A 14,015-nucleotide genomic window follows, 5' to 3' on the forward strand; every position below is an offset into this window, starting at 1 on the left:
GACTTAACGTACTGATATGCAAAAAGTAAAAAAGCACCTTACGGTGCTTTTTTATTGATTCTATATAATAACTAGAGTGCCTTTAAGAGTGCTTGAACTGGATGCTGTGTGACTCTGTTATCTAAACGTTTGATTTGACTACGACAAGAATAACCCGTAACTAATATTTGCTCTGTTGCCAAATTCGCAATTTTTTCCTGCCAACTCATTTCATAAAGTGCTTTCGAATTAGCTAAATTCACTTTTTCATGACCATAAGTACCCGCCATACCACAACACCCGACCGCTATACTCGATAAAGACAAACCGAAATGTTTAAAGATATGTTGCCACTGCCCTTCGCTACCTGATAATGCGGTTTTTTCGGTACAGTGTGCAAACAACTTATAAGCAATATTCTGATCTGAGTCCACGATATCACCCTTTGTATTGATATTTTGCTGATCGATTATCGATATTAGCCATTCATGCGCTAACTTAACCTCAAAATTGCCACGATGCTGACCAAGTGTTTGTTTATACTCGTCTCTGTAACACAATGCTAATGATGCATCTAAGCCCACCATTGCCATATCAAGTTGATGAATTTGATTTAAAAAATCAGCAGTTGATTTAGCGGTTTTAGCAAACTTGGCTAAAAAGCCTTTCACATGTTGTGGTTTGCCATTAGGCTTAAATGGTAAAAGTACCGGTCGAAAGCCGATTTTTTCTGCTAACAACATAAAGTCTTCAACCACTTGCGCATCATAAAATGAGGTAAATGGGTCTTGCACAATCAAAAGTGATTTAGCGCGATCACTAGCCGAAAGCTTTTTTAGCTTTTCAAGATCAAATACCAAAAAGTTATGAGCAGTTGCTCTTTGTGTTAAAGTTGGCACTGACAGTAAAGGGGTATCTACATAACCGATACTTGCCCGTGATAACTTGTCGTAAATAGTTGATGATAAAATGCTATTAACTATTTTAGGTGCTTTTGCCATAACAGGCGTCATCAACTCAACATTGGCGACTAAGTGATCTTTTAATGGCCTGAAATATCGTGAATGATATAGGTTAATAAAGCGTGCTCTAAAATCAGGTACATCAACTTTTATCGGGCATTGACTGGCACAGGCTTTACACGCTAAACACCCTTGCATTGCCTCCATAACCTCATGAGAAAAATCATCATTAACTTGCTCGTTTGACAAGCGATTAAAGCGATTTTTTATTTTATCTAGTAACCTTTTAACTGACCAATGTTGAATATTTTGCTCTAAAGCCAGTATATCAACACCTTTAGCCTCAACTAAGCGTAGCCACTCTCGCATCAAGCCTGCTCTACCTTTCGGAGAATGCCTACGGTCACGCGTAACCTTACTTGAAGGACACATAGGGCTATTGGCATCATAATTAAAACATAAACCGTTACCATTACAATCAAGAGCAGAATTGAAAGAATTTTTAACCGTGATTGGAATTTGGCGATCATAAAAGCCACGCTTTTTATCATCAACTGAAACTAATTTTTCACTAGAGTGAAAAGGTGTACATATTTTTCCTGGGTTCATTTTATTCAATGGATCAAATGCGGCTTTAATTTTACGCAACTCACTAAAGAGTGTAGCACCGAAAATTTCTGGTCCGTATTCACTACGATAACCTTTGCCATGTTCACCCCACATTAAACCGCCATATTTTGCAGTTAGTGCTACCACCTTGTCTGAAATTTTCCTGAGTAAAATTTCTTGCTCTGGATCACACATGTCTAATGCCGGTCTAACATGTAAAACACCTGCATCAACATGGCCAAACATGCCATAATGCAAACCATGTCCATCAAGTAATTCTCTAAACTCGGCAATAAAATCAGCTAAGTTTTCAGGGGGTACTGCCGTGTCTTCAGCAAATGCTAAAGGCTTTTGGCTACCCTTAGTATTGCCCAGTAAACCAACTGCTTTTTTACGCATAGTATATAGTTTGGCAATACTGGCTAAATCAGAGGTAACTTGATAGCCAATGACTCCCGTTTTATTGGCAATATCTTTATCAAGTTCAGCACATAAAGCGCTGACTTGCTCAGCAACACTTTCAACGCTATCACCGTTGTATTCCACCATATTAATACCGTCCATGATAGCGCCATCAACATCTTGCAACATATCACTGACTAACTGCCAAACAATGTCTTGTTTAGCCAGGTTGAGCACTTTGCTATCAATGGTTTCTACTGATGTTGCCTTAGCTGAAACTAAGCGTGGTGAGTGACGTAATGCCGAATCAAAACTGTCGTATTTAATATTGATCAGAGTTTTAGCATTAGCAATGGCTGTTAAATTTAATTTTGCTTCACAAACAAAGGCCAATGAACCTTCAGAGCCGGTAATGATTCGACTTAAATCAACAATAGATAAGTCATCATTAAAAACATTTTCTAAATCATAACCAGTCAAAAAGCGGTTTAAACGCGGAAACTTTTGCAGGATCAGCGCTCGATTATCACGACAAGAGCTTAATACTTGTTGCATCAATTTAGCTATAGTGGTGTCTTGTGCTGCAAGAGTCTCTGCTGCAGCGATTGACATGGGTGATGTCGAAAGTAATTCACCATTAGCCAACACACTCTCAAGCCCTAAAACATGATCAGAGGTTTTACCGTAAACTAAAGAGCCTTGCCCAGAAGCATCGGTGTTGATCATACCGCCGATAGTGGCACGGTTACTGGTCGATAAATCTGGAGAGAAGAAAAAACCAAAAGGTTTTAAATAATCATTCAACTGATCTTTCACTACCCCTGCTTCAACTCGAACCCAGTTTTCTTCAACATTAATCTCTAATATCCGGTTCATATATTTTGATAAATCGACCACGATACCGGGCGTTAAGCTTTGACCATTAGTACCCGTACCGCCTCCACGAGCACTGAACTTTATTTCATTAAAGTGCGCTTCACTGCCGAGCGCCGTTATTATTTGAATATCTTGTTTACTGCGCGGATGCAGAACCAATTGCGGTAGTTGTTGATAAATACTGTTGTCAGTTGCATGCGCTAAACGTGCACCGTATTGAAAATTAATATCGCCAGTAAAATCCTTAGTTGCTAAAACTTTGGCAAACTCTTGATATAAAGGAGAAACTAACTCTTGAGGGCTTAGGCGAGGTAACATGAATAACAATTCTTAAACAGCATAAAGTGGCCAATATTATATACCCAAACCAAGGCAAAATGCGAGTTTCACTCACCTTAAGCAAGCATAAATTATGCAGTTTTTATCTATTGTTATGTAATTAACAATAATAAACATCAGCGAGATCTTCGCTATGCAAGGTCAATAGAACCCGCGGGGATGACACTTAGCAAAAAAAGGCCTAGCGTGTTTTTTGGTCATAAAAAAGCCTAGGTGGTTTATTACACTTTGATAATAAACTCCTAGGCTGCTTAATCGAAAAACTAAACGAAGCTAGACAACGCTAACGATTAATTTTTACTGTGTTGCTCCGCTAAATACAACCAAGTTGGTAAAACGGTATCAGGATTAAGTGAGAGACTTTCAATGCCCTTATCAACCAACCATGCAGCAAAGTCTTCGTGATCTGAAGGCCCTTGACCACAAATACCGACGTATTTTCCACGCGATTTACAGGCTTTAATTGCCATTTCGAGCAATATTTTAATGGCAGGATCGCGCTCATCAAATAAATGTGCCACTAAACCAGAATCACGATCTAAACCTAAGGTTAGCTGTGTTAAATCATTTGAGCCAATGGAAAAACCATCAAAGTAGTCAAGAAACTGATCGGCTAATAAAGCATTAGATGGCAACTCACACATCATAATAACACGTAAACCATTCTCTCCACGCTTCAAACCATTTTCAGCAAGAATATCAATAACCTGAGATGCTTCATCAAGTGTACGAACAAATGGGATCATGATTTCTACATGCGTCATGCCCATGTCGTTGCGAACACGTTTAATCGCTTCACACTCAAGAGCAAAACAATCTCTGAAATCTTTCGAGATATAACGAGAGGCGCCACGATAGCCAATCATTGGATTCTCTTCTTCAGGCTCGAAGTGTTCCCCACCCACCAAATTAGCATATTCATTTGATTTAAAATCAGACATACGCACAATAACTTTTTCCGGCGCATAAGCGGCAGCTAATGTTGAAATACCTTCGGTAAGCTTAGCAATATAAAACTCAACTGGGCTTTCATAACCCGCAATAATATCGCGGATTTCATCTTGAAGATCAGCAGATTGCTCATCAAAGTTTAATAGCGCTTTAGGATGAACGCCGATCATTTTATTAATAATAAATTCAAGGCGCGCTAAACCAATACCTGCATGTGGTAAGCGAGCAAAAGCAAAGGCACGATCTGGGTTACCGACATTCATCATTATTTTTAACGGTAAATCAGGCATTGAAGACACTTCAGAAGTGGTCACGGTAAAATCAAGCTTGCCTTGATAGATAAAGCCAGTATCACCTTCGGCACACGAAACAGTAACTTCATCGCCCGTGGCAATTTTACTCGTAGCATCACCACAACCAACAACGGCAGGAATACCCATTTCACGGGCAATGATCGCAGCATGACATGTGCGCCCCCCACGATTAGTCACAATTGCAGACGCACGCTTCATGATGGGTTCCCAATCAGGGTCTGTCATGTCGGTGACTAATACATCACCAGGTAAAATCTTATCCATTTCAGCTAATGATGATAAAACTTTTGCTTCACCACTACCTATTTTATGGCCAATCGAGCGACCTTCACAAATAATGTCTGCTGTTGCCTTTAATTGAAATTGCTCCATTACATTAGCATTTTCACGGCTTTTTACTGTTTCTGGACGCGCTTGTACAATATACAATTTGCCATCTAGACCATCTTTAGCCCATTCAATGTCCATAGCACGACCATAGTGCTTTTCAATGATCACGGCCTGTTTAGCTAACTCTTCAACTTCTTGATCGGTTAAAGAGAAAGTATCAGACTGTGCTTGTTCAATATCGACAATTTCAACTTGCTTTCCATGCTCTTGCTTGGTTTCAGGACATTGAGCATAAATCATTTTAATGGCTTTACTACCAATATTGCGACGTACAACAGCAGGTTTGCCACTTGCTAAAGTAGGTTTGTGGACGTAAAACTCATCTGGATTTACCGCCCCTTGCACCACCATTTCACCTAAGCCGTAACTAGAGGTAATAAAAACAACATCTTCAAAGCCTGACTCGGTATCTATAGAAAACATGACGCCGCTAGCAGAAATATCACTACGCACCATACGCTGAATGCCTGCTGAAAGCGCAACCCCCCGATGATCATAACCTTGATGTACGCGGTAAGAAATAGCTCTGTCGTTAAACAAAGAAGCAAAAACATGTTTAATCGCGATCATCACCGCGTCTAAGCCACGTACATTTAGGAAGGTTTCTTGTTGGCCAGCGAAAGAAGCATCTGGCATATCTTCTGCTGTTGCAGATGAGCGAACCGCAAATGAAGCATCATCAGCAAAGCCGCCGGCGAGTTTCGCGTAAGCTTGCTCAATATCTTTTTGCATATCAGGTAAGAATGGCGTATCAATAACCCATTGACGAATTTTATTGCCTGATTCAGCTAAGGCATTAACATCACTTACATCTAAGTTATCTAATAATTGATAAATTTTATCGTTCAGACCACTTTGTTCTAGAAATTCATTAAAAGCAAATGAGGTAGTTGCAAAACCACCAGGTACTTGCACGCCGACATTTGAAAGATTTGAAATCATTTCACCCAATGATGCATTTTTACCGCCTACACGATCAACATCATTCATTCCTAAATCTTCATACCAAAGTACGTATTCTTGCACGACAACATCTCCACTGGACATAATAAAATTTAAGAAAACTATCTCGATATTAGTTGCCAAAGCCAACTAAAAATATCTTTCTTAAGAGTTTTATCAGACAAGTTTCATTAAACAGTGTATTTCATGCTACAGACATTTTACACTGCTAACTTTGAAACTAAAGCACTAATTAAAAGTTTTCATTATCAACAACAAAAATAAATAATGGGTTTTATCATGCGAGCAGCTTTTTATATTTCTGATGGCACGGCGATAACTTCTGAAGTTTTCGGTCATGCATTATTATCACTTTTCCCCATAGAATTTGAACACGATACGATTTCATTTGTTGAAACAAAAGAAAAAGCGCTAGAAGCATGTGCGCGTATCAATAAAGCAGCAAAGCGAACAGGTGTGCCACCGTTGGTTTTTCATACTTTTGTTAACCCTGATATTCGTGAGATCATTGATAGTTGTGATGGCATTATTTATAACTTCCTTGAACATTTTGTTGCACCGCTTGAAGAAAAACTTGGTATTCAGGCCAAACCTAAAGCACATAGAACGCATAGTATTCATGAAAACAGTTACGATTATCGTATCGATGCCGTTAACTACTCTCTCGCCAATGATGACGGCTCAAATGTCACCAACTATGAGCATGCCGATGTCATACTTGTTGGCGTATCACGCTCAGGTAAAACACCAACATCACTGTATTTAGCTCTACAATACGGCATAAAAGCGGCCAATTACCCTTTTACCGATGATGATATGGACGAACTTAAATTGCCGCCATTTTTAAAAATGCATAAAAAGAAAATTTTTGGTCTCACCATTGATGCTGAGCGATTAGTTGATATACGTGACGGTAGGATGGCTAATACCAAGTACTCATCAGCACGACAATGTCGAATGGAAGTACGAGAAGTTGAAAAACTATACAAACAAGAAAAAATTCCGTTTCTCAATACCACTAAACTTTCTGTTGAAGAAATAACCGCAAAAATATTATCGGAAACCGGCCTTCAGCGCTATAAATATTAACTTATAACAAATAAGTTACATAAAAACTTAGAAAGCGGTTCACTTAATTGGCTATATTCGTTATGTTAGCGCGATATTATTATTGCGCTGCATGTCGATATGCAGGCTAACAAGCATTTGATAGCACATGACCATAAAAACTGATGAATTTAGAACCACGTTAATTGAAAACTTAGTCTCACCTGCTGAACTTGCCCAGCAAATTCCACTGGATGATAAAACAGCTGATTTTATCATCAAAAGTCGCCAGGATATCGAAGCAATTATAACAGGGGAAGATAAACGTTTACTTGTTATTATCGGACCTTGTTCTATCCATGATACTGAAGCAGCGATTGACTACGCAGAAAAACTAAAAACTTTACATGAAAAATATGCTGAACAATTATTAATTGTTATGCGTGTTTACTTCGAAAAGCCACGTACCACCGTAGGTTGGAAAGGCTTGATCAGCGATCCAGATTTAGACAAATCATTTCACGTTGCAAAAGGTCTAAACCTAGCACGCAACTTATTGATGAAAATAAATAAATTAGGTTTACCTGCCGGCACTGAATTTTTAGATATGGTGACTGGGCAATATATCTCTGATTTGATCAGCTGGGGTGCAATTGGTGCACGTACCACTGAAAGCCAAGTGCACAGAGAGCTTGCTTCTGCCCTTTCATGCCCGGTTGGTTTTAAAAATGGCACAGATGGCAATGTTCAAATCGCGGTTGATGCGATAAAAGCTTCTAGTGTACCTCATGTACTCTACTCTCCAGACAAAAGTGGCCAAATGTGTATCTACCAAACGCATGGCAACCCTTTCGCTCATGTTATTTTACGTGGCGGTAAAACACCTAATTATCATCAAAGTGACATTGAAGCGACAGGGGAAACCTTAGCTAAGGCTGGCTTAACAGATAAAGTCATGATTGATTGCAGCCATGGCAACAGTTATAAAGATCATAATAAACAAATAGACGTTGCACGTTCATTAGCTGAACAAATTCAACAAGGTAATCAATCTGTATTTGGTGTGATGATCGAAAGCTTTTTAGTCGCAGGAAATCAAAAAGTGCTTACAGATCAACCTTTAACTTACGGTCAAAGTATTACAGATGCCTGTATTAATTTAGACACCAGTGAAGAGATATTGGACGTATTAGCCAATGCAGTTAACACGAGAATGTCATAACGTTACTGTAATAAGTTAAACACTTAGTTATGGTAACTAAGCGCTAGTATTAAAAAAAGCCGATTATCAATTTGATAATCGGCTTTTTAATATCAACTTAATGAGTTATTGCCTAATAGAAATTAGCTTTAAACTCAACACCCCAGAAACGAGGTTCGTTAACAAAACCTGTTAAGTTGTTGAAGTCAATTGCACCAGTAAGTTGTTCTTCGTCGGTAATATTACGACCAAACAATGCCACTTCGTATTCTGCACCATCGGTATACCATTCATAGCCAACACGAACACCACCTTCTAATAATGCATCACCTTTAAACTCAACAGATTCATATAAGAAAAAGTTAACTTCGCTGCGATAAGACCAATCGGTATATACATACAATTCACCATCACCGACTTCTTTCGTCCAGCGTGCGCTGATATTGCTGATCCACTCAGGTGATTGTGGTAAAGAATTACCATCAATAAGCGCTAAGCCATCTGAATTTAATGGATCAGTTACTGTACAGCCACCGCCACAACCTGGCACAGCAATCGTACTATCTTTTAACTCTGTATGGTTATAGCTTACGCTAGCTGCAACAACAAAGTCAGCAGTAACAAAATACTCAGAGTCAAGTTCAAAACCGTAACCAACAGATTTATCGGCATTAATTAAGCTTGCAACATTACCCGTACCACCAACAGCGGTTAATTGTTGATCACTGACTTTAAAGTAATAAATCGAGCCGTCGACACGTGCTGTATTTTCAGCAAATACTGATTTAAAACCGGTTTCGATAGAGTCAACAGTTTCAGAATCAGCCGTAGTAGAGCTTTCAGAGAATAATAAGCTACGACCTTGAATACTCGGAGAACGGTAGCCGCGAGCAATACGTGCATAGATGTTTGTTTCGTCGTTAAGAACGTACGACACACTAAAATCACCGCTTACTTGTGAATCTTCAACATCATTACTTTCTTTAAAACTAGGCGCGCCAAATGGAGATTGAACCAATTCGCCGTCCCATTTACGCTCATCATCTGAATAACGTAAACCACCATTAATACTCAACTTGTCTGATATTTCATAATCAAGTGACGCAAAAATTGCCCAGGCTGATGTTTCCATCTTTTGGATAGCTAAGCCATTCGGTGCGCCATTGGCAAAAGTATCAAAACTTAAATTATTAATCGTTAAGTCTTCATCAAACAAGAAAAAACCAAATTGATAATCAAAAGCACCTAAGTCATTGCTGGCAATGCGTATTTCTTGTGTTGATTGCGCATGATCTGGCATTTTGGCGCCAGTTTCCGAAGGGAAAGGAATAAAAACTGGTCCGCTATCAGCCCCTGCACCATAACCACCATCAATATCACCTACTGAGAACATTTCTGCTGATTCATGGCCAGTAATTGACGTTAACGTATAGTCACCAAAATCGTATTCAATTTTCAAGCTTGCACCTTTCATATCAACCGTTTGGTTATTACGAGAAGCGGCATCATGATAAACAGTTGCACGATCAAAATTATCAACTAAATCATTAGTACCAGGCTTGATAATATTAGCTCTAAATACTCGAGCATCAGCTTCTGCATCTCTAAAGTGGTAATTAAATAACGCTGAAAAATCGTCATTTGGCTCCCACAATAATTGCAAGCGACCTGCTGTTTCGCTGTAACCACCTAATTGATCTTTTTGCTCAAAGCCTGGTGCTTTGTTGTCGATCCAGTCATCACGATCTTGCTGCAATAAAGCAACACGTGCTGAGACGGTATCACTTAAGCCACCACCAACAGCAACACGAAAATCAGTTGAACCAAAGCTACCGTATGAACCAGAGATGGTGGCATCAAAATCTTGTGTTGGTTTTTTTGATTGAACCTTAACAATACCCGCTGGTGTATTACGACCAAATAATGTTCCTTGTGGACCACGTAAAACTTCTACGCGCTCTATATCAAACATCGGCATACCTTTAGTTAACGCATTTTCTAAAACCACATCATCATAGATAAGAGAAACAGGTTGAGATGCAAGTAAATCGAAATCAGTATTACCTAAACCACGAACATAAAAGCGTGGAAAAGTTCGGCCAAAAGATGACTCTATCAATAGGCTTGGTACTTTTGCCGATAAAGCTCTGACATCCATGCCTGATGAACCCAATACCTCTAATTTTTTCGGTGTTAACGCAGAAACTGAAATAGGAACGTCTTTAACATTCTCTGTTCGCTTACGTGCAGTAACTTCGATAACCTCAATGCCAACAACTTTATCAGCATTTTCTTCTGCCATTACTGAGCCTGAAATGCCAGCAATCGAGGCAAAAATTGCCGCATTGACACTAAGTGCAAGCGACGTTTTTTTAAAAACATTCATTAAGTACTCTCCCAAGAACTGTTTATGTTTTGTGTTGAATCTTCTTTAACTAAACTTACTTAAATTAACGCACAATTATGCCTAGCATTAACTTGTTGGTTATTTTTCTCTTTATAGGTCAAGATCTTTGAGGAAGCTGGTGCCGTAAGGCATTTTTTCCAATTTAAATAAATCAGCAATAGTTTGACCAATATCGGCGAAGGTATTTCGTTCACCGATATTAACAGATCGTGCCTGTTTATGAAATGCTACAACCGGTACATATTCCCGAGTATGGTCATTACCATGCCAAGTTGGGTCACAGCCGTGATCTGCGGTTAAAAATAAAACATCATCGTCATTCATTGCAGCAACGACTTCAGGTAGGCGCTGATCGAAATTTTCGAGTGCTAAGGCATAACCGACAGGGTCTCGACGGTGGCCATAATCTTGGTCAAAATTGACTAAATTGGTAAAAATAAGGCTATTGTCTTGTGCACTATTGATATGTGTAATGGTTGCATCGAGTAAAGCATCTATGCCTGTCGCCTTAGTTTTTTCACTAATACCTTGATGTGCATATATATCTGCAATTTTACCGACACTGATTACATGACCGCCTGCTTGCGTAAAAACATCCAATACTGTTGGCGCTGGCGGCAAAATAGAATAGTCACGACGATTACCGGTACGGGTAAAATTATCAGGATTATCGCCAACAAACGGCCGAGCAATAACACGACCTATGTTCATATCACCCAGCAATTCTCGCACGGTTTCACAATATTTATAAAGATTATCTAGGCCAAAATGTTCTTCATGGGCTGCAACTTGAAAAACACTATCAGCAGAGGTATAACAAATAGGTAGGCCTGTTTTGATGTGCTCTTGACCAAGTTTATTAATAATATCAGTACCTGAAGCATGACAATCCCCCAGAATACCATCATAGCCAGTCGCATGATTAATTTTTTCAATTAATTGTGCTGGAAAAGCATGACCTTGTTTTGGAAAGTATCCCCAATCAAATAGTACAGGTACGCCCATCATTTCCCAATGACCACTTGGCGTATCTTTGCCTGTACTTATTTCAGCAGCATAGCCATAGGCACCTTGCTCTGGCGCTTGTTCGACAATTGGAAAGCTTGACTTACCTGCTTCAAACGCGGCTTGTACCAAACCCATTTTAGCCAAGTTAGTTAAATTAATTTCTCGCTTTTCGTGCTGATAGAAATGTTTTGCCAAATTAGCAAAAGTATTGGCACTGACATCGCCAAAGTCTGCTGCATCAGGTGCATGACCAATGCCAAAACCGTCGATTACTAAAACTATTACTCTTGCCATTTTTATATCCTGTATTTATATCAAAGCATTTTAACAAATTTTTCAAATTTATCCTCGTTTATAATGATAAATTTCATGACCAAATGGTCAACATGTGGTACTTTACCAAGCAATTAATTATAGACAACTGATATTTTGTAAATATTTAAGGTAGATAAAGTCATTTTGTCTAAATTTTAATGAAATTCAGGCTAATTAGTCCATAATATGTGCGCGATAATGTCGCTATAATAATTATCTAACCCTTTTGTTAATCATATTTTTAAGGCTCTCTGTTTTGCAAACCATTAAACCGACGATTATTGCGGTAACCGGTGCTTCGGCATCTGGCAAATCACTTTTTGCGCAAACCATTTACGACGAACTGCTTCCTGAACTTGGCGCAAGCGGTATTGTTATTATCAAAGAAGATTCATACTACAAGAGTCAATCCCATCTTTCGATGGAAGAACGTATTAAAACCAATTACGATCACCCTAGTGCATTTGAACATAGTTTATTGTCGGAACATTTAACGCAATTAACAGCTGGCAACGAAGTCGATATTCCGACTTACTGTTATAAAACCCATACCCGTTTAAGTGAAACTCAGCATTTATCACCAACTCCGATTATTTTAGTGGAAGGCATTTTATTATTTTCTAATAAAGAGTTACGCGATAAATTTGATATTAAAATTTATATTGATACTCCACTCGATATTTGTCTTGTCCGCAGAATTAACCGAGACACTATAGAACGTTCTCGTAGTGTAGAATCCATTACAGATCAATATTTAACAACGGTTAGACCTATGTATCACCAATACATTGAACCAAATAAAGTATTTGCTGATATTGTAGTCACGCGTGGTGGTAAAAACAGAATGGCCATAGAGATGCTAAAAGCAAAAATTCGTCAACTAATGCACAGACGTGTTGAGCGTTAATTAACGATAGAGATCAAAATAATAACAATAATAACGATAACAAGTAATTTATGAGGTAAATATGGAATTAAGTGCACTTCGAGGTGTCATTGGCATTTTCGCGCTATTAGCATTGGCGTTCTTTCTATCAAAAGATCGCAAAGCAATTAATTGGCGAACCGTAGGGTTTGCTTTTTCATTACAAATTTTACTTGGTGCATTTGTCCTTTATGTACCTTTTGGAAAAGATGTATTAGGCTCAGTAACAAATGGCGTACAGCAGGTTATTGATAGCGCACAAGCAGGAATTAGCTTCCTATTTGGTGGTTTAGGTACTGATGCCATGTTCGAAAATGGTGTTGGTTTTGTTTTTGCTATTCGTGTGCTGCCCGTTATCATTTTCTTTTCATCACTCATCGCAGTGCTTTATTACCTAGGTATTATGCAATGGGTAGTAAAAATTATCGGTGGTGGTCTGCAAAAGTTATTAAAAACATCAAAACCTGAATCTTTATCAGCAACGGCAAATATATTTGTCGGCCAAACTGAAGCGCCCTTAGTTATCCGCCCTTATATTGCAAAAATGAGTCAATCTGAACTTTTTGCCATTATGGTTGGGGGATTAGCATCCGTAGCAGGTTCTATACTCGCCGGTTATGCCGGTTTAGGTGTAAAGCTTGAATACTTAATTGCGGCATCATTTATGGCCGCACCAGGTGGCTTATTAATGGCAAAGTTACTACTACCTGAAACCGAAGATATTAATGATGATTACACTGATGTAGAAATGGACCAAGCTGATAAACCTGCTAATGTTATTGACGCTGCAGCTACAGGTGCTGCGTCAGGTTTAAAATTAGCGGTCAACGTTGGTGCTATGCTACTGGCTTTTATTGCCATAATAGCTTTATTAAACTCAATGGTATCAGGTGTAGGCAATTTATTAGGTTACGAAGGCATAACCATCGAATGGATGCTTGGCTATATTTTCGCTCCTTTTGCCTTTCTTATTGGCGTGCCTTTTGAAGAAATGTTGCAAGCGGGTAGCTTTATTGGTCAAAAAATTGTCGTCAATGAATTTTTTGCTTATGTAAACTTTGTTGAAATTAAAGATACTTTATCTCCTGCGACACAAGCTATTGTCACTTTTGCTTTATGTGGTTTTGCTAACTTATCTTCAATCGCAATTTTACTAGGTGGTATCGGCTCAATGGCGCCTAATCGTCGCCCTGATATTGCACGCTTAGGCATGAAAGCCATGATGGCTGCCACTATGGCCAACTTAATGAGTGCTGCTATTGCTGGCGTATTTGTTAGCTTGTAATTTATAGCTCACTCTAACTATCTAAAGCCTAGTCATCTGTAC

Annotated in this window: 8 protein-coding genes; 4 read left to right on the plus strand and 4 right to left on the minus strand. The window is 38.8% G+C overall.

All coding sequences use genetic code 11. From position 1 onward, the window contains the following. Positions 1-71 precede the first annotated feature (71 nt). Together ydiJ and ppsA are read right to left on the minus strand one after the other, a co-directional pair. Positions 72-3,146 carry a D-2-hydroxyglutarate dehydrogenase YdiJ gene (gene ydiJ, locus B0169_RS10855; RefSeq protein ID WP_077285995.1) on the minus strand — a complete coding sequence of 1,025 codons (3,075 nt, stop codon included), beginning with the start codon at positions 3,144-3,146 and terminating at the stop codon, positions 72-74. A 311-nt stretch (positions 3,147-3,457) separates the two neighbouring features. Further along, a complete protein-coding gene (ppsA, locus tag B0169_RS10860) occupies positions 3,458-5,848 on the minus strand; it encodes a phosphoenolpyruvate synthase (RefSeq protein ID WP_077285996.1) in 2,391 nt (796 codons plus the stop codon). Positions 5,849-6,064: 216 nt separating this feature from the next. Between ppsA and ppsR the strand changes: the two genes are divergently transcribed. Next, positions 6,065-6,874: a posphoenolpyruvate synthetase regulatory kinase/phosphorylase PpsR gene (ppsR, locus tag B0169_RS10865; RefSeq protein WP_077286141.1), complete on the plus strand. Its 810-nt coding sequence runs from the start codon at positions 6,065-6,067 to the stop codon at positions 6,872-6,874. A gap of 127 nt (positions 6,875-7,001) precedes the next feature. After that, on the plus strand, positions 7,002-8,054 hold the full coding sequence (locus tag B0169_RS10870) for a 3-deoxy-7-phosphoheptulonate synthase (RefSeq protein WP_077285997.1): 1,053 nt from the start codon (positions 7,002-7,004) through the stop codon (positions 8,052-8,054). A 112-nt stretch (positions 8,055-8,166) separates the two neighbouring features. Here the strand turns inward: B0169_RS10870 and B0169_RS10875 are convergent, their stop codons facing one another. Together B0169_RS10875 and B0169_RS10880 are read right to left on the minus strand one after the other, a co-directional pair. Next, entirely contained in the window at positions 8,167-10,419 is a 2,253-nt protein-coding gene (locus B0169_RS10875) for a TonB-dependent receptor (protein WP_077285998.1), read from the minus strand. Between the two features lie 111 nt (positions 10,420-10,530). Next, the gene (locus B0169_RS10880) at positions 10,531-11,742 is read right to left on the minus strand and encodes a phosphopentomutase (RefSeq protein ID WP_077285999.1); all 1,212 of its coding nucleotides are present in this window, start codon (positions 11,740-11,742) and stop codon (positions 10,531-10,533) included. A gap of 286 nt (positions 11,743-12,028) precedes the next feature. Here B0169_RS10880 and udk point away from each other — a divergent pair, with 286 nt between their 5' ends. Then, entirely contained in the window at positions 12,029-12,670 is a 642-nt protein-coding gene (gene udk, locus B0169_RS10885; RefSeq protein ID WP_143323521.1) for a uridine kinase, read from the plus strand. Between the two features lie 61 nt (positions 12,671-12,731). Continuing rightward, complete coding sequence (locus tag B0169_RS10890; protein WP_077286001.1) at positions 12,732-13,973, plus strand: NupC/NupG family nucleoside CNT transporter; 1,242 nt, start codon at positions 12,732-12,734, stop codon at positions 13,971-13,973. Positions 13,974-14,015 lie beyond the last annotated feature (42 nt).

This window comes from Cognaticolwellia aestuarii, assembly GCF_002000025.1.
GTDB lineage: Bacteria > Pseudomonadota > Gammaproteobacteria > Enterobacterales > Alteromonadaceae > Cognaticolwellia > Cognaticolwellia aestuarii.

Excerpts from the sequence above, each read along its gene's own strand:
- ydiJ (WP_077285995.1), bottom strand. The coding sequence starts at position 3,146 with ATGTTACCTCGCCTAAGCCCTCAAGAGTTAGTTTCTCCTTTATATCAA.
- ppsR (WP_077286141.1), top strand. The coding sequence starts at position 6,065 with ATGCGAGCAGCTTTTTATATTTCTGATGGCACGGCGATAACTTCTGAA.
- B0169_RS10870 (WP_077285997.1), top strand. The coding sequence starts at position 7,002 with ATGACCATAAAAACTGATGAATTTAGAACCACGTTAATTGAAAACTTA.
- B0169_RS10875 (WP_077285998.1), bottom strand. The coding sequence starts at position 10,419 with ATGAATGTTTTTAAAAAAACGTCGCTTGCACTTAGTGTCAATGCGGCA.
- B0169_RS10880 (WP_077285999.1), bottom strand. The coding sequence starts at position 11,742 with ATGGCAAGAGTAATAGTTTTAGTAATCGACGGTTTTGGCATTGGTCAT.
- B0169_RS10890 (WP_077286001.1), top strand. The coding sequence starts at position 12,732 with ATGGAATTAAGTGCACTTCGAGGTGTCATTGGCATTTTCGCGCTATTA.